The 19035-nt window shown below is 32.4% G+C and carries 15 protein-coding genes; 14 read left to right on the forward strand and 1 reads right to left on the reverse strand.

Annotation, left to right across the window (positions count from 1 at the left end):
- Positions 1–6: 6 nt before the first annotated feature.
- From Q0L65_RS02060 to Q0L65_RS02110, 11 genes are all read left to right on the forward strand, one after another.
- On the forward strand, positions 7–852 hold the full coding sequence (locus Q0L65_RS02060; protein WP_296682849.1) for a DUF4422 domain-containing protein: 846 nt from the start codon (positions 7–9) through the stop codon (positions 850–852).
- 24 nt (positions 853–876) lie between these two features.
- On the forward strand, positions 877–1428 hold the full coding sequence (locus Q0L65_RS02065) for a DUF3575 domain-containing protein (RefSeq protein WP_296682851.1): 552 nt from the start codon (positions 877–879) through the stop codon (positions 1426–1428).
- 7 nt (positions 1429–1435) lie between these two features.
- Positions 1436–2002 carry an L-threonylcarbamoyladenylate synthase gene (locus tag Q0L65_RS02070; RefSeq protein WP_296682956.1) on the forward strand — a complete coding sequence of 189 codons (567 nt, stop codon included), beginning with the start codon at positions 1436–1438 and terminating at the stop codon, positions 2000–2002.
- Positions 2003–2041: 39 nt separating this feature from the next.
- Positions 2042–2425, forward strand: a complete 384-nt coding sequence (locus tag Q0L65_RS02075; RefSeq protein WP_296682854.1) for a GxxExxY protein — start codon at positions 2042–2044, stop codon at positions 2423–2425.
- 30 nt (positions 2426–2455) lie between these two features.
- The gene (locus tag Q0L65_RS02080) at positions 2456–3877 is read left to right on the forward strand and encodes an HD domain-containing protein (RefSeq protein ID WP_296682856.1); all 1422 of its coding nucleotides are present in this window, start codon (positions 2456–2458) and stop codon (positions 3875–3877) included.
- 44 nt (positions 3878–3921) lie between these two features.
- The gene (locus Q0L65_RS02085; protein WP_296682859.1) at positions 3922–4281 is read left to right on the forward strand and encodes a four helix bundle protein; all 360 of its coding nucleotides are present in this window, start codon (positions 3922–3924) and stop codon (positions 4279–4281) included.
- Positions 4282–4318: 37 nt separating this feature from the next.
- A complete protein-coding gene (locus Q0L65_RS02090) occupies positions 4319–5347 on the forward strand; it encodes a COX15/CtaA family protein (protein ID WP_296682862.1) in 1029 nt (342 codons plus the stop codon).
- Positions 5348–5375: 28 nt separating this feature from the next.
- Positions 5376–6146 carry a CDP-alcohol phosphatidyltransferase family protein gene (locus tag Q0L65_RS02095; protein WP_296682864.1) on the forward strand — a complete coding sequence of 257 codons (771 nt, stop codon included), beginning with the start codon at positions 5376–5378 and terminating at the stop codon, positions 6144–6146.
- Between the two features lie 95 nt (positions 6147–6241).
- Positions 6242–6796: a sugar O-acetyltransferase gene (locus tag Q0L65_RS02100; protein ID WP_296682865.1), complete on the forward strand. Its 555-nt coding sequence runs from the start codon at positions 6242–6244 to the stop codon at positions 6794–6796.
- 105 nt (positions 6797–6901) lie between these two features.
- A complete protein-coding gene (locus Q0L65_RS02105) occupies positions 6902–7441 on the forward strand; it encodes a plasmid pRiA4b ORF-3 family protein (protein ID WP_229316334.1) in 540 nt (179 codons plus the stop codon).
- A gap of 147 nt (positions 7442–7588) precedes the next feature.
- Positions 7589–8647, forward strand: coding sequence for a nucleoid-associated protein (locus Q0L65_RS02110; RefSeq protein ID WP_296682870.1), 1059 nt, complete (start codon positions 7589–7591; stop codon positions 8645–8647).
- A gap of 145 nt (positions 8648–8792) precedes the next feature.
- On the opposite strand, the gene Q0L65_RS02115 is transcribed toward Q0L65_RS02110, so the two are convergent.
- Entirely contained in the window at positions 8793–9854 is a 1062-nt protein-coding gene (locus Q0L65_RS02115; protein WP_296682873.1) for a hypothetical protein, read from the reverse strand.
- 109 nt (positions 9855–9963) lie between these two features.
- Between Q0L65_RS02115 and Q0L65_RS02120 the strand changes: the two genes are divergently transcribed.
- The 3 genes from Q0L65_RS02120 to Q0L65_RS02130 are packed head-to-tail and all read left to right on the forward strand — an operon-like array spanning position 9964 to position 18979.
- Positions 9964–11793, forward strand: a complete 1830-nt coding sequence (locus tag Q0L65_RS02120; protein ID WP_296682875.1) for a choice-of-anchor L domain-containing protein — start codon at positions 9964–9966, stop codon at positions 11791–11793.
- Between the two features lie 23 nt (positions 11794–11816).
- A complete protein-coding gene (locus tag Q0L65_RS02125) occupies positions 11817–16142 on the forward strand; it encodes a T9SS type B sorting domain-containing protein (protein ID WP_296682878.1) in 4326 nt (1441 codons plus the stop codon).
- Positions 16143–16198: 56 nt separating this feature from the next.
- Positions 16199–18979, forward strand: a complete 2781-nt coding sequence (locus tag Q0L65_RS02130) for a T9SS type B sorting domain-containing protein (protein WP_296682881.1) — start codon at positions 16199–16201, stop codon at positions 18977–18979.
- Positions 18980–19035 lie beyond the last annotated feature (56 nt).

A 19035-nucleotide genomic window follows, 5' to 3' on the forward strand; every position in this document is an offset into this window, starting at 1 on the left:
ACTATTATGAGTACCAAAATTCTAATTTGTACACACAGAGAATTCAATTATATTCCTGACAACTCTTTCTTACCTATTCATGTTGGAAAAGAAATCAGTACAATAAATCTACCTTACCAATCGGACAATTCTGGAATAAATATAAGTTCAAAGAACAAAAACTATTGCGAACTTACAGCATTGTATTGGGCGTGGAAAAATTTATATGACATAAATACTTTGGGCCTTTGCCATTACAGACGATTTTTTGACTTTTCTGGAAATAAAACCGCAAACGAAATAACAGAAATAACGGAGAATTACTTTTCAAATAATTTTCAAAATTACTGTTATAAAGAAAGTCTTTTGGAAGGCTATGATATTATTTTGCCAAATCAACTAGTTAAAACAAGATCGTTATACAGTCATTATTCCTTATCGCATTTACCACAAGATTTTGATATTTTGGCACAAACCGTTGTTGAGTTATACCCTGAATACGAAGCAAGTTTTCAAAAAATAATGTTTGAAAACAATTCTTTTTCTCCTTTTAATATGTTCATTGCCAAAAAAGACCTGATTGACAACTATTCCAATTGGTTATTTTCAATTTTAGAAAAAGTAGAGGAGCGAATTGAAATTTCTAACAATCCTTATCAAGAAAGAGTATTAGGTTTTATGTCTGAAAGACTACTTAATGTTTATGTATATCACAATCAGTTGAAAATAAAATACCTCCCAGTACATTTTGTTGCTGACAAATACAAATCAAAGTCTAGGTTAATGAAGAACGTTGTTGAATACAACAATAATATCATTTTTTGGTTTCGCTCTAAGCTTACTAAAAAAAATCACCTAAAATCAATTAAGTAACGTAATCAAATCACCCCCCACTTCATGAAAAAATTTTTCGTTATCCTAATCTTTTCTAGTTGTATCCATTCAAATGCCCAGACCTTTTTAAAAGGAAATGTATTTACTACATTATTGACGATTCCAAATGTAGGTATCGAAACAAGTATTGGTAAGCAATCTACATTTCAATTTGATATTACAGCCTCATTTTGGAAATCAGTTAAAGGCAATCCTAGAGAATTTTATCTTTTTATACCAGAATACCGCTACCATTTTAAAGAAAAAAATAATGGATTTTACATAGGAGCACATCTAGGAGCAACCATTTTCAATTTCCAAAAATGGAATTATTTAAACACTAACAAATACGAAGAAGGATTAGGTTATGTTATGGGAATAACATTGGGCTATAAAGCAAAAATTAATCAAAAAATACATTTAGACTGTTTTTTAGGAGGTGGCTCGCACCAAGGCTTTTACAAAGGATATTACATTGGTACAAACGAACGATACGAGAGTGCCGTAAAATATAATAAAAGTGGTGAATGGCTCCCTTATAGAGGGGGTATTATGCTATCGTATCAACTAAACTAAAATTATGATGGACATCAATCAAGAAATTTTAAATGCTTTTGAAGTCATAAAAAATGGCGGAATCATTCTTTATCCTACTGATACGGTTTGGGGAATTGGCTGTGACGCCACTAACCCAGAAGCGGTGGCGAAAATATACCAACTCAAAAAAAGAGCCGAAACCCAAAGTATGATTTGCCTCATGAATGGAGAAAAAATGATGTACAATGTCTTTAAGGAAATTCCAGAAGTAGCTTGGCAAATTTTAGATTTATCAGAAAATCCAACGACATTAGTACTTGACAATCCAAGAAATGTAGCGCCTAATTTAATTGCACCTGACAAAACCTTAGGAATTCGATTAGTTAAAGAGCCTTTTTGTTTCAAATTAATGGAGCGCATGAAAAAGCCATTAGTTTCTACCTCGGCCAATATATCGGGACAACCTACTCCAAAATCATTTAAAGAAATTAGTCCCGAAATTATAAAAGGTGTGGACTATGTTGTAAATTTGGCACACGAAAAAATTGCAGGAAAACCTTCTACAATTATAAAATTGACAAATGATGCTCAGGTAAAAGTGATTAGGAAGTAATTAAATTTTACCGCAGATTCGCAGATTAAAATATAATCAATGGAAGATTATTTACATAAAGATAAAACATATCAAATTATTGGAATTCTTTTTGAAGTTCACAAGAATTTAGGCAAAGGATTTTCTGAAATTGTATATAAAGACGCCATAGAATTTGAATTTTCCCAACTAAACATTCCATTTGAAAGAGAAAAAGAATTTAGTGTTAATTATAAAAACACAATACTAAAACATAAATTTTATGCTGATTTTGTAGTACACAATAAAATAATTTTAGAAATAAAAACTGTAGATTGTTTTAATGCAAATCATTATAATCAATGTCTAAACTATTTAAAAATATCTAATAATGAGCTCGCATTACTGGTAAATTTTAATTCAGTTTCATTAGAATATAAACGAATAGTTAATTCAATTAAATAATAAATCTGCGAATCTGCGGTGGTAAAAAACATGAATTACAAATCTGCTTTAAATAATAGAATTTTCGAAGTTATCGCTAAAGCTTCACAAGAACTTAATGTAGAAAGCTATGTTATTGGTGGATTTGTAAGAGATTTTCTTCTAGGAAGAGATTTTAAAAAAGACATCGATATTGTTGCTGTAGGTAGCGGAATCGAACTCGCTTTGAAAGTATCTGAATTACTCCCTAAAAAACCAAAAGTTCAGGTTTTTAAAACTTATGGAACGGCCATGCTTCGTTTTGAGGATACTGAAATCGAATTTGTAGGCGCACGAAAAGAATCCTACCATTTTGAAAGTCGGAATCCTGTCGTAGAAAACGGAACTTTAGAAGATGATCAAAACCGTCGTGATTTTACAATAAATGCACTAGCTTTATCCTTAAATACAGATACTTATGGTGATTTAGTTGATCCATTTAATGGTGTATTGGATTTAGAAAACAAAACTATAAAAACACCTCTTGATCCAGACATTACCTACTCTGACGATCCATTGAGAATGATGCGTGCTATTCGTTTTGCAACCCAATTGGGTTTTGAAATTGAAAACAATTCTTTGGCTTCTATTACTAAAAATGCCGAACGTATCACTATTATTTCTGGCGAACGAATTGTAGATGAATTGAATAAAATCTTATCTACCGAAAAACCTTCTATTGGATTTTTATTATTGTACAAAACAGGACTTTTGGATATTATTTTACCTGAACTGACTGCTTTGAATCAGGTAGAAGAAATAGAAGGTCATACGCACAAAAACAACTTTTATCATACACTAGAGGTGGTGGATAATATTTGTCCCAATACCGATGATGTATGGTTACGTTGGTCTGCTTTATTACATGATATTGGCAAAGCACCTACCAAACGTTTCAACAAAAAACAAGGTTGGACTTTTCACGGACATGAATTTTTAGGCGGAAAAATGGTTAAAAGAATCTTCGAACGCTTGCACATGCCGTTGAACCAAAAAATGAAATTTGTTCAAAAAATGGTCATGATGAGTTCCCGACCAATTGTATTGGCAGAAGAGATTGTAACCGATTCAGCAGTGCGAAGATTAGTCTTTGATGCAGGTGAAGATGTCGATAATTTAATGACCCTTTGCGAAGCCGATATCACTACTAAAAATCCAGCTAAATTCAAAAAATACCACAATAATTTTGATATTGTTCGAAAGAAAATTATTGAAGTAGAAGCTCGAGATCACGTTCGGAATTTTCAACCTCCTATTTCTGGTGAAGAGATTATGGCTATTTTTGATTTGAAACCGTCTCGTGAAATTGGGGTATTGAAAGAAGCGGTAAAAGAAGCTATTTTGGAAGGAGAAATCCCAAATGAATACCAAGCCGCTTATGATTTCGTTTTGAAAAGAGCTGAAAAATTAGGATTAAGTAAAGTTGCAAAGTAGCAAAGTTACTGAGTTAAATAGTGTTATTTTGATAAACTAATACAATGAAGACATTTAGAGACCTACTTATTTGGCAGAAAGCTATGGCTTTAGTTACAAATTGCTATACTATATCAGCTGATTTTCCTAATAATGAACAATTTGGACTAACTTCTCAAATTAGAAGATGTTCAATCTCAATTCCAAGTAATATTTCAGAGGGATTTGGAAGAGGAACTAATAAAGATTATTACAGATTTTTAACCATTTCTTTGGGTTCTCTTTTCGAATTTCAAACACAAATAGAAATTGCGTATAATTTAAAATACATTTCTTTAGAAAAGTTCAATAAACTTTATGAGGATAGTCGAGAACTTGAGAGAATGTTAACTTCTTTTATGAACAAAATAAAAGATACTTTGTAACCTTGAAACTCAGTTACTTTGAAACTTAAATAAAAAAATGAAAAAATATTTTCTACCCTCCGCAAAAGCAGCTTTAGTTTTAGTCTATCTAGTAATCGTTGCTGGAGCTTTAGTTCGAATGACAGGTTCGGGTATGGGTTGCCCAGATTGGCCGAAATGCTTTGGATACTACATCCCTCCTACTGAAGAGAAAGAACTGCTTTACACAATTGGAAAAGAATATTCAAAAGGACAAGTTATAATTAAAGATGAAGCACTTTTAGTTGCCAAAGACCATTTTGTAGCTCCCACAAATTTTGAAAATACACACTGGGAAAAATATACCAAACATGATTATGCCATTTTCAATCCATTCCATACTTGGGTAGAATATATCAATCGATTAGTTGGTGCATTAGCTGGTATTGCTTGTATCATTGCGCTTTTTTTCTCTTTAGGATATTGGAAAGAAAATAAAAAATTATTTTTCTATAGTTTACTCATTTGTTTTTTAATGGGATTTCAAGCTTGGTTAGGAAAAACAGTGGTAGACTCAGTATTAAATCCTTATAAAATAACAACACACATGCTGGCAGCCTTACTTATAGTTGCTGTTCAATTGTCTGTTATTTATTCTGTTCAAGAAAAACAAAAAACAAAATCATTGGATGCTGAATTCAAATGGGTTTTAATTGCAGCATTAGGTTTAACCATAATACAAATCATTTTTGGAACTCAAGTTCGAGAATCAGTTGATACAATTGTAGAAGCAGGTTTACCTAAAGAAGTTTGGTTGCAAAACCCTAAAGGAGGTTTCTACACCCACCGAAGTTTTTCAATCATAATTGTTTGTGCCAATTCCTTTTTGTTTTGGAGAAATAGAAAACTAGATTTAGGTTTTACTAAAATGAATGGGGTAATTGCTATAATCTGTATTGAAATTCTTTCTGGAATTGCGATGTATTATTTTAATTTCCCATTTGGATCTCAAACGATTCATATCGTAATGGCTACCCTTCTATTTGGCTTACAATTCTATTTAGTTTTGGAAAACTTCAAAAAAATAAACAATAATACCCGACTATAATGTCACAATATCGTCTTAAACATAATAAATGTCTAAACTGGCCGCACAAGATAAATTTTTAGATTTATCCGATTATGGAAGACCTTTTGGAAAATTGCTTGCCAATAACTTAAAAAACACCCGCTTTACTCCCATACATGTTACTTTATTGTTTGGGATTGCTGGACTAATCGCGATTTATTGTATTTTTAACGGAAGCTATGTATGGGCAGGTTTTTTCATTGTACTAAAATCAGGAATTGATGCTGCTGATGGCGAGTTGGCTCGTTTAAAAAACACGCCTTCTTATGTAGGCAGGTACCTTGATAGTGTGTTTGACATTGTTTTAAATTTTCTATTTTTAATAACAATTTGTTATGTTTCTCGAACTTCGTTTTGGCTTACTTTAATCGCATTTTTTTGCATTCAATTGCAAGGCACACTATACAATTATTACTATGTCATTTTGAGAAATAAGTCTATTGGAGGGGATACTACCAGCAAGGTTTTTGAATACAAAACACCTAGAGCTTTGCCAGGAGAAACTCAATATTCAGTCAATATTCTATTTAAAATTTACACCATCGTGTATGGTGGTTTTGATAAAATCATACATACTTTAGATAGCGATGCTTACCGAGTTAAAACATTCCCTAACTGGTTCATGACACTGGTTTCCTTGTATGGTTTAGGATTCCAATTACTGATTATTGCCGTGCTTTTACCTTTGGGACAAATAGAATGGATCATTCCATTTTTTATAGCGTATTCAGTTCTGATACTTATTTTGATTGGGATTCGAAAAACCTATTTCAACTAATTAACCCAACCATTCATCATACTCATTATCAAATTATCAAAAAACATAGATGAATTGTAGAATGTGTATATTTACATCTATTAAATTTAGTAATAATGAAACCCGAAAAAGAAAAAATAATTAATGGCGAACCCTATCTTTTGGGCGATTTAGAGCTTAAAAAAGACAGACGAAAAGCAAAAAATTTGTTGCATCGGCTCAATGTAACTGAATACCGAATGACAAAAAATGCACGTTTGATTTTAGAAGAATTACTTCCAAATGCGGGCAACAACTTGTACATTGAACCGCCTTTTTTCTGCGATTATGGATACAATATTAGCTGTGGCGATAATGTCTTTTTCAATGTAAACTGTGTCGTCCTCGACGAAAATAAAGTAACTATTGGCTCTCATGTGCTTTTTGGTCCGGGCGTTCAATTGTATACCGCATCGCATCCATTGGAATCGCAAATGCGTCGTACCCATAAAGTTTCTAAACCCATTAGTATTGGAGACGATTGCTGGATTGGAGGTAATGCTGTTATTTGTCCCGGAGTAACTATTGGCAAAGGCTGTGTCATTGGTGCGGGTTCTGTAGTTACAAAAGATATTCCCGATTATTCTATGGCAGTGGAAAATCCTGCGAAAGTGATTAAGAAATTAGAATAAAAACCTCAATGTCATTATTTTAAAATCTTTTCAACAAAACGTAATTCACAATTCGTAATTAGTAATTAATAATTTACCTTTGAACTTTCTATAAAAACAACGATTATGGTTTATAAATTCAGAGTAATTCTAGACGCAGAAGAAGATATTTTCAGAGATATTGCTATCCTTGCCGAAGACACTTTAGAAGATTTACACAATGCTATCTTCAATTCTTTTGGATTTGACGGAATGGAAGTGGCTTCTTTTTATACTTGTGATGATACTTGGAATCAAGAAGATGAAATTCCAATGTTTGACGCAGGAGATGTTCCTGGAGAACAAACCATCATGAGCGATTACAAATTATCGGATCTTTTAGACAAAGAAAATACAAAAATCATCTACGTATATGACTTTATCAATATGTGGACTTTCTTGGTAGAATTAGCTGCTGTTGAAGAACCTCAAGCAGGTGCTCTTTATCCTGAAACGCTGTTTTCTCATGGAGAAATGCCTGATGAAGCTATTGAAAAAAACTTTGAGGCGGATATGCATGATGATATCTATGGCGAATTTGAAGACGATTTAGACGAAGACGATCTAGATATGTTTGAAGGAGACGATAGCTTTGAAGACTTTGGCTACGAAGAAAATTGGAATTAGGCCTCTCCCCGACCCTCTCCAAAGGAGAGGGAGCATAAACTAGATTAAAAATAAGATTAAAAAATTCTATTTCTAAATAAAAATTAACTAAAATACTTCCCAATTCTTGGCACCTCCCTTTTGGGGAGGACGGGAGGGGCTAAAATTATGATTAACTTATTCAACACCCATATTGATTCGCTTTCTATTCATCGTGTAGGAAATAAAAGCCGTAACGAAGCTATTTTTTTATCCGAACAACCATTCAATCTAAATGATGAAATTGTTCCTTTGATAAAAGAATTTTTCTTCAAGCCTTTCAGAGAGAAAGAAGAAAATTACTTTCAGTTTGCGCACGAAGTGGATTTGGATTACAATGAAATGTACAAATTTGCTTCTCAAATATTTGAGAATCCGTCTAATGTTCATGAGGTTTCAAAGCAAATCACCAAACATTTGTTTGAACAATCCAATCACCCACACATTAAGAATGGTGAAGTGTATGTTACGTATTTAACCAACCTTGCTATTGATAACAATATAGTCGATGCCATTGGAATTTTTAAAAGCGAAATCCAAGCTGATTTTCTACAATTTGAAGAAAAAGATACCCACCTTGAAATGATTTTACAACACGGAGTTAGCTTAAATAAATTAGACAAAGGCTGCTTAATCTTCAATTACAAAAAAGAAGAAGGATATAAAATCTTAACGGTTGACAGTAACCGTTACGATGCACGGTATTGGTTAGAACACTTCTTATCTGTAGATGCTTTTGAAGATGAAAATTACATCACTAAAAAATACTTGAAATTCTGTCAAGGCTTCGCAAAAGACGTAGTTTTCCCTGCTGAAGACAAAAAAGAAGAAGTGATGTTTATGAATCGTTCTGTGAATTATTTTGCCAAAAACGACCAGTTTGAGGAAACTAATTTCTTAAACGAAGTCTTGGACAATCCTGATTTGATTCCTGAATTTAAAAATTATAAAGTAGACAAGGGAGACAAATACAGTATTGAAGACATTACCACCTTCCCTATTGCAAACGCAGCGGTTTCTGATGCTAGAAAGTCCATCAAAAACGTGATTAATTTGGATACGCACATCCAAATTAAAATGGATTTCATCAACCCAGAAAGTGCCGAAAAATTTGTAGAAAAAGGCTGGGACGAAGAAAAACAAATGTATTATTACTTGGTCTACTTCAACAAAGAAGAGAAAAATTAAAATAAGAATACACTTGAAAGTCAAAATCTTGTCAAACTGAACTTGTTTCAGTTTCTATTAATAGATTGACATATAAAAATTTATAGATTCCGAAATAAATTCGGAATGACAAGATTCTTTTTTTAGAAGCTTTTATTTTTGCTTACTACGATTTAAATGGATTGACGTTTTTGAAATTTCGCGTGATATACTGAAAAGACGCACTCATAATATTACCCATTGATTTGGCTTTCTTAAAATTCAAATCATTCGTGTACCGATACAATTCGAGTTTCAATTGTTCCAAATGTGAAGAAGTTGATAACGTATCTTCTCCCATAATTTTCAACAAACGTTTAATTCTGTTTTCAGCAGAATGGATTCGTTTAGCCAAAACGGAACGTTCTTCGTTTTTATATTGGTTAATAGAACTTTCTTGTAATTTATCTTTTACCAATTTCACCATCGGATAATTCTCCTTAAAAAACTGAGGACGATACACTTTAAAATTACCTTCGTAACATTGCTGGTCAAAATCAATGGCTCTTATTCGATACACTACTTGGTCAAAATCGTGAATAGGAATCACCACATAATTATAAGCGCGCATATCGCCAAGTAACCGAATCATAGAACGTTCGTTGAACTTTACAAACTCCTTAGCTATTTGAGACTTCTCCGTTTCGGTACAATTCTTCAAATGATTATTAATAAAAACATCCCCAGCAATCCCCATAATATGTTCCTCAATCAAAGTATCCTGATGAACTAAAAAGTTAATTTTATCAGGCGATAAAATATGTTCCAGTTCCAACCCATATACCCTTGAGGCATCAGCTTTTTTAATATAAAAATGCGTGTAATTGTCGTTAAGAATATTTCTAACCTTAATTCTGAAAGGCTTTGAATTCCCAAAAGTACAATAGTCAATAGAGTCGACATTCAAGAATTTGATTATCTCCAAATTACCGTCAGAGTGCAATAAGGAATAGATTTTTTTTAAGGTTAAATCAATTTCTTCACGCTCAAATTCGTTGTAATACACTCTAACCCATAGTGTATCTTGGTCCTCTTTGTCATACACGTTAATAGATCCTGAAAAACGCAACAAATCGTCATACGAAATAGGGAATTTAGAAATTCGATCAAATCGTTCAAGATAATCCAATAACGCCTCATTAATAGGATAAGACGGTTTTTTAAATATCATCAAAGGTTCTTCGCTCATTGGGAATGTATTTACAACAAATTTACTGAAAAATATACTGGGAAATAATTTTTGGTTTCCTTTTCCGTTAGTACATCTCAAAAGAGAATTATAGTATCTTTGTTTCATTATGAGTTGGATAAAAACCATATTATTTGTACTATTCGTTTGTTGTTTTCCTTTAGCGATTTCAGCACAATTTATTAGTGTGGACGATACTAAAAATGCTACCGCATTAGTTCAAAAATTAACGAATAATACTTCTTGCATCAGTGTTTCAGGAGAAACCGCCAAAGGAGATCCTTTGAACCTAATCCAAAACAGTTATGGTATTTTTACTAAAAACAACAGTAGTTTTCCCTTTTCTTCAGGAATCGTTTTAAGTACATGGAGTAGTAAAAATTCTGAAGGTCCCTACTCCAATCTTGGGGGAGGTACTAATTGGAACGGTGATTCAGATATTAACTCAGTTCTAGGAATAAGTTCAAGAAATGCAAGTTCTTTAGAATTTGATTTTATTGCCCAGACTACTTTTTTGAGTTTCAATTACATTTTTGCATCCAATGAATACATCAAAGACAATCCTTGTAAATATTCAGATGGATTAGCTTTATTGATTAAAGATGTAACATTAGCAGGTCCTTATACTAATTTAGCTGTTTTACCTGACGGGACTACTGTTTCTTCAAAAAACATTCATCCAGCAATTAATTATTCTGATACATTTACCACCACAAAATGTGATGCGAAAAACGAATCTTTTTTTGGCCAATTCAACTCCTCCACTCCAAGCTCAAGTCCTATAAATTATGCAGGGCAAACCATTCCATTAACCGCAAAATCAACTTTAATTGCTGGTCATACCTACCATATTAAATTAGTTATTGCCAATGACAGAGATAACGACAATAATTCTGCAGTCTTTGTTGAAGCAGGCAGTTTTACTTCCAAAATTGACTTAGGGAAAGATCGATTAGTAGCAGACAATACTGCCATTTGTAATGGAGAAACATTTGAAATACAAACCAATATGCCTGTAGCATATACGTACAAATGGTATAAAGATGGGGCAACTATTCCTTTAATTGGAGAAACAAATTCTTCACTCATAGTAACTCAAGCGGGTAGTTATAAAGTTGAAGTTACCGATTCTAGTGGTTGTAATTATATTGGAGAAATCAAAATTGAATACACAACAGGAATGGGTTTAAAAGACGTACAACTTACTAAATGCGATGATAATGGAACAGGAACCGCATTTTTCGATTTAACGGCTGTACAATCTATCATTACTAACAACGATTCAAGCACTACAATTTCCAATTACTATGAAGATAGGAACCAAACTATTGAAATAACCAACCCAACAGCTTTCGAAAAAACCAATTTTGGAGACCAAATAGTATTTGCCAAAGGAATCAATTCAAAATTAAGCTGTTCCGAAACGGCTCAAATCACATTACGGACATTACCGAGTAGTCAAAATTTGGGTAGCTTACCCACACCAATTATAAAAGAGTTTGCCGGAGGAAAAAACTCGATTGAATTGATTACTCCTTCAACAAATATTAACTATGAATTTTCTATTGACGGTATCAATTACCAAAACAGTTCACTTTTTACCGGAATACCTAAAGGAAATTATATTGCCTACATTAGAAACACAGCTAATTGTGAATATGCCACGTACCCATTTACCATTTTAGATTATCCAACTTTTTTTACTCCAAACGGAGATGGCTCTAACGATATGTGGAAAATTGATGGACTAGATTTGTATCCACAAGCTGCAATTTCAATTTTTGACCGCTTTGGAAAATTACTCAAGCAAATGGAATCAAGTGCTACCGGATGGAACGGTATATTTAATGGCTACCCTCTTCCCGCAGATGACTATTGGTTTCGATTAGTATTGAATGACAATCAAATTGTTAATGGTCATTTTAGCTTAAAAAGGTAAACTATTTTTACTATTTTTAACAAATGAAAAAAATACTATTCCTTTTCATTTTACTATTTGCGCTGAATTGTTTTTCTCAATTTAGCAAAACACACTATATTCCACCTATTACTTGGAATAATGCATCAACTACAAATCCTCAAGATCACTATATTTATATTTCAACTCCTAGTATTACAGATGTAAATTTTAAAATTATTGAAATTGGCGGAACTATTATTAATCGCACAGTAAACAAAAACACTCCTTATATTCATTCTATAGGTTCAGGAGGAAACACTCAACTATTCACTCCAAGTTTAAATACTGGGATTCTTTCAAACAAAGGGTATATTATTGAAAGTGAAGGACTAATTTATACTAGTGTAAGAACCAATGCAGGAGGTGGAGCGCAAGCAGGAGGATTGGTTACGAAAGGAATTAGTGCTTTAGGAAAGCGATTTAGAGCTGGTGCTATGCTAAATAATTCCGCTATTGCAGGATTACTTAATTTTATCTCTGTTTTAGCTACAGAAAACAATACTAGTGTTACCATTTCTAATATTCCAATTGGAACTTTATTAGCGAACGGCACAACCTTTAATGGTCCAATTACTATCAATTTAAATAAAAACGAGAGTTATATATTAGCAATAAATGGCAATATCGGTGGTAATATTATAGGTGCTTTAATAGAATCTAGCAAGAACGTTGTAGTTAATAGCGGTTCTTTTGGGGGAACAAATGACCCTTCTAGTTCTGGCGGTAGAGATGTGGGGTTTGATCAAATTGTAGGAGCTGATAAAATTGGGAATGAATACATATTTATAAAAGGACTTGGTTCAGCTGTACTCGAACGTGTTTTATTAATAGCGGATGAAGACAATACCGAAATTTATGCCAATGGGAGTACTACACCAATCATAATTCAGGCTGGACAAAATTATATTTTTGATGGTAGTGCATTTATCAATAATAATTTATACATCACTAGTTCTAAAAAAGTTTTTGCATATCAAAGTATAGGAGGCACAACTTCCAATGCTAATCAAAATCTATTTTTTGTTCCCCCAATCAATTGTTCAACACCCAAAATTGTTGACAATATACCTCAAATTAACAAAATAGGAAATGTAAACTATAATGGTACCGTCAATATAGTAACCGAAAATGGAGCAACATTATTGATTAATGATAGTCCGGTTGGAATGACACCAATAGCAATCAATGGGAACTCAAAATTTGTATACTATTCAGTAAATTCTTTATCTGGAGATGTTAGTATTAAGTCGACAAAGCAGGTTTATGTTTCCTATTATGGAACCAATTCTGCAGCAACTTACGGAGGATATTATTCTGGTTTTGATTTAAAACCTGAATTAACAATAAAAAATTCAACTTCTATATCAGGTAGTTGTATTCCAAATATTACACTTAAAACTGAACCAGATGTAGATTATACCTATCAATGGCTTAAAAATGGAGTTGATATTATTGGTGAAACAGGAAACAGTTATTTACCAACTGCACCCGGCTATTATCAAGTAAAAAGAAGTATTCCAAGCTGTAGTACAAATACTTTATCCGATAAAATTCCAATTAGTAATTGTCCCACAGATATCGATAATGATTTAGCAGCTGATAATATTGATTTAGATAATGATAATGATGGAATTACAAATTGTACAGAATCATTTGGAAATTCGGCTTTAGACCTTACTTCCACAAATATTACTAAACAAACCTATTCCAATATTTTTTCAACTAATATTACAACTACATCTATAAATAATTCTGCTGTCATTACTCCTTTTATTGGAAAAACAAATGGGGATTTCATCAGTGAAGTTCCTGCTGGAAAAGGAAATAGTTTAGAATATAAAATCAATTTTACTAATCCCATCTCCTTGGCTTTAGAATATACAAGTACAGCTAATAGTACCGATTTAATTAATTCAGATGGAGAATTTATGGTAAAGTCGGATATTGACAAAACGATAACTATATTAAATCCAAACAATCAATTATTAATCGACACTAATTATGATGGTATTTTTGAAAGTGGGGTCACTGAATATTCTTCCTTCGAAATACGCTTCAGATTAAATAGTACCACTCCACTTACAGCCGGAACAGGAACGTTTAGTTTTCAATCGTACTTAACCTCTTCTTTCTCTTTTGTTCATACAAACTTGTCGGATACCAATGATAACAAAGCTACTTTCACAATAAAAGCTACTTGTATTCCAAAAGATACCGACAATGATACTATTGCTGATCAACTCGATTTGGACAGTGACAATGATGGTATTACAGATATAATCGAGTCACAGCAAAACACAGTAGTTAGCTCGTCTAGTTTGGACAATAACAAAGATGGTATCTATGATGTTTATAGCACAGGAATCGTTCCGCAAGATACCGATAACGATGGTGTTCCTGATTACTTAGATTTAGACTCTGACAATGATGGTATTTATGATCTAGATGAGTCAGGAACTAATGCCACTAATATTGATATTGATAGCGATGGAATTAAAAATTTTAGAGAATTAGATAGTGATAATGATTATTGTTCTGATGTAATTGAAGCAGGGTATTTAGGCAATACAAATGCCACTCTTGGTAGTACTATCCCTCCTATAGTAAATTCTAACGGAATAGTAATCAGCGGTAACGGATATATCAATCCCAATATAAATTATACCATAGCAGCCCCAATTAGCATCGGTACGCAACCTCAAATAACTCCAATTTGTGAACTTCAAAATACTTCCGTTACAATAACTGACAATGGTGGCAACTCCTATCAATGGCAGTTATCTACAGACGGTACTAATTGGAACAACATCACTAATAACACTACTTATTCTGGAGTTACATTAAACACCTTAAGTATTCATCAAGTTAGTAATTCCATGAATGGTTTTCAGTATCGTGTTCAATTGAATAAAGCAGGAAATAGTTGCGGATTGATTTCTAACCCTGCTACATTAACTATTTATGCCCTCCCTACTCTAGTAACATCAATAGATTTAAAACAATGCGACGATAATTCAGATGGTATTTCTGATTTTAATTTAACCGAAAAAAATAATTTTATCTCGGCTAATTCTACTTCGGAAACATTCAACTATTACACTTCATTAATTGGAGCACAAACAAAAGACACGGCTACTTTAATTGCTAATCCATTAGCATTTACGACCAATTCAAAAAAAATATGGGTTAGAGTGGAGAATACAAACGGATGTTATAGCATTTCAGAAATCAATTTAATTGTCTCTTCTACTCAAATACCAGCAACGTTTAAAAGAGAATTTCAAAATTGTGATGATGATATTGCTACTGTAAGTACCGATACAGACGGATTTTCGAAATTCGACTTTAGTAGTGTTACGTCAGATATCCAAAGTTTTTTAATTCCACCTTTGACAAATTATACCATCAAATATTATCCTAATGAAGTAGATGCTTTAGCCGAAACTAATGAAATTACAAATACCTCCGGCTATAGAAATACAGGTTATCCTAATCAGCAAGATATCTGGGTAAGAGTGGAAAGTATTTTAGATAATGCCTGTTACGGATTAGGACCACATATTAAATTAATCGTAAATCCAAAACCTAATATTGACACTAATGCAGACGGGCATGACAATAAATTGGTATGTTCTAATTTACCTTCATTTTTTGTGGAACTCAATGCCGGAATTACTGATGGATCACCAACAACTAATTATAACTACACTTGGACAAAAGATGGTATTGTTTTACCTACAGAGAGCAACCCTACTCTAAATGTAAATACAAAAGGAACCTACTCTGTTACAGTGAATACAAATTCAGGCTGTTTCCGAACTAGAACTGTTCAAGTAACCGCTTCTGATGTGGCAACAATTAATAGCGTTGACATTATTGATTTAACAGATGTAAATTCTGTTACAGTTAACGCTTCTGGAAAAGGTCTCTACGAATATAGTTTAGATGCCCCTTCGGGCCCTTTCCAAACATCAAATTTGTTTGAAAACGTAGCTGCTGGAATTCATGACATATACGTTATAGATACAAATGGTTGTGGTACAATTGCAAAACAAGTTGCTGTGATTGGTGTTCCAAAGTTTTTTACCCCAAATGGAGATGGATACAATGATTATTGGAATATAAAAGGAGTAAATAACATTTTTAGTTCAAAATCTATTATTTATATTTTTGATCGCTACGGAAAATTAATGAAACAAATTTTACCTTCCAGTCAAGGATGGGACGGAACAATCAATGGAGAGCCAATGCCTGCTGATGATTATTGGTTTACCTTAAAATTAGAAGACGGAAGAGAAGCTAAAGGACATTTTAGTTTGAAACGATAATAGCATTTATCCGTAATACTTAAACTAATTCCATAAATTTGAGTTCTATTTAATATATGAAAGCAAAGTTTTTACTTTTAGTTACAATTCTAATTTACAATACTTCTTTTAGTCAAAAAGAAGCTGCAATATGGTACTTTGGAGAAAAAGCAGGACTAGATTTCAATTCAGGCAGTCCTGTAAGTATAACTAATGGTAAAATTATTACTAATGAAGGGTGTGCATCAATTTCCGACAAAAATGGTAATATTCTTTTTTATACAGATGGTTCTGTTGTTTATAATAAATTACACCAAATAATGCCTAATGGGAGCGGTCTTTTAGGACATAAATCGAGTACACAATCTGCAATTATTGTCCCAAAACCAAACAATCCTTACGTATATTATATTTTCACAGTAGACCAACCACTACCAGACAATGTAGATGATAATTTATTAAACGATGAAGACCCCCCTAATAATGGACTAAACTACTCACAAGTTGATTTAAGATTAGATAATGGATTAGGAGATATTTCAGCTAATGAAAAAAACATCCATTTAATTACATACAATACAGAAAATAGTGAAGAGGTTAATTTCAAGTGTTCTGAAAAGATTACAGCCGTTCAACATGGAGATGGTATTTCTTATTGGGTAATAACCCATTTTTTAAATAATTTTTATGCTTTTAAAATTAGTAATAATGGAGTTAGTAAAACTCCTATTTTATCTTCTACTCCACTGAATGTTCCTATTGGTGGTTATCTTAGTAACGCAATTGGATACTTAAAAATTTCCCCAAACGGAACAAAATTAGCAATAGCAAATTCTTCATCAAAAACTAGTAATGAATTAGGACCTAAAGGTGAAACTAGAAGAAATACAGGTAATGTGTGGTTATTTGATTTTAATTCAACCACAGGTAGAATTTTCAATGGAATTTCAATTATAAGTGGTATTAATCCTTATGGACTAGAATTTTCAGCAAAATCAAAAAAATTATATATAACTTCTAATCTGTTTGACATAGAAGGTATTAGTCAAGGAAGTACTTTATTACAGTACAATTTAAAGAGCAATGATATTATCAGTTCTAAAACAGAAATTTTAACTTCATCGAATGTAGCTGGAGCACTACAATTAGGTATAGACGAAAAAATATATCGATCAGGTTATCCTACTTCTCAAAATGGGTTTAACAAACTGTCTGTAATAAATAATCCTGAATTAAATGGGACCGATTGTAATTTTATTCAAAATCAAGTAGATTTAAAGGGGTATAAAGTCTTTCTCGGATTACCACCGTTTATTACTTCGTTATTCTTGTATTCTTTCAATTATGAATCCAATTGCATAGGAAGTCCAACTCATTTTTATTTTAACTCCTCCGAAACGGTTGACTCTGTAATTTGGGATTTTGGGGATGGATCCAGTTCAACAGAAAAAAACACATTTCATACTTATTTATTACCGGGAAATTACAAAGTAACTTTAATAAAAACAGTTAATGGAGAAGAAAAAGAACCTATTGAAAAAAATATTACAATATTTGAAACCCCAAAAACATCCATTACACCATACAAGATAATTCAGTGCGATACCGAAGATAGTAATTCAACAGATGGGTTAGCAAAATTTAATTTAGACTTAGCTAAAGAAACATTACTTGCAGGTCAAAAAGATGTTGAAATCTATTATTATAAATCCGTTATTGATGCTAATAATGATATTAATAATTTAAATTCATTAGAACTAATCTATCAAAATACCGTACCTAATGAAACTATATATGCCAAATTAGTCCTTCCTTCAGGCTCTTGTTACAGCATACAAACAGTTATTTTACATGCAAATCCAAATATTTCAATTTTGCCAAGTCCCTTGCATGAATGTGCTACTTCAAGTAACAAAGCTGAATTTGATTTAGAAAAAAAGACAATTCAAATACGAACAGAACTCAATTTACCTCAAAATATAATCTTCACCTTTTTCGACACTAAAAATGATGCAGAATTAGGAACTAATCCATTAGGTAAAAGGTACTTATCTAATTCAAAAACTCTATTTATTAGAGCCGAAAATGCAGAAGGGTGTTTTGGAACTGGTCAATTTGACATTATAGTAGATCAAAGTCCTGCAATCGAACTAAAAGAGACTAAAATACTTTGTGAAGGTATTAACAACTTTTCTATTTTGGATTCAGGTATCATTCTTCCTGCAACTGAAAATGATTTCACCTATTTATGGAATACTAATGAAACTTCTCCTACAATCAGAACAACTAAAGCGGGAAATTATAATGTAACTGTCACTAATAATTTAGGCTGTAAAGCAACTCGAAATATAACTCTTACTTTATCTAAACTTGCAAGAATCAATTCATTACAAATTAAAGATTTACAAAAAAACAATCAAGTTATTGTACTACTCGAAAACCCAACAGGGTATCTTTACAAAATAATTTTCGAAAACGGAACAGAAACAGCTTTTCAGAATAATCCCATATTTGAAAATATACCCGGAGGACTTCATCAACTGATTATTAAAAATATTGATGGTTGTGGTCAGATCGATTCAGAATTAGTAATTCTAGAAGCACCTATTTTCTTTACCCCAAATGGAGATGGTTTCAACGACTATTGGAATTTAAAGGGTAACAATGGAACTGTCACAATACAATCTAATATTTACATCTTTGATCGCTACGGAAAATTAATGAAACAAATTTTACCTTCTAGCCAAGGATGGGACGGAACAATCAATGGAGAACTTTTGCCTGCTGATGATTATTGGTTTAGTGTAAAATTAGAAGACGGAAGAGAAGCTAAAGGACATTTTAGTTTGAAGCGATAATCAATTCAAAAAGGAAACCACCAACTTTCATTGGTGGTTTTTTCTATAATTAAGAT

The sequence above is a fragment of the Flavobacterium sp. genome (genome assembly GCF_024642105.1).
GTDB lineage: Bacteria > Bacteroidota > Bacteroidia > Flavobacteriales > Flavobacteriaceae > Flavobacterium.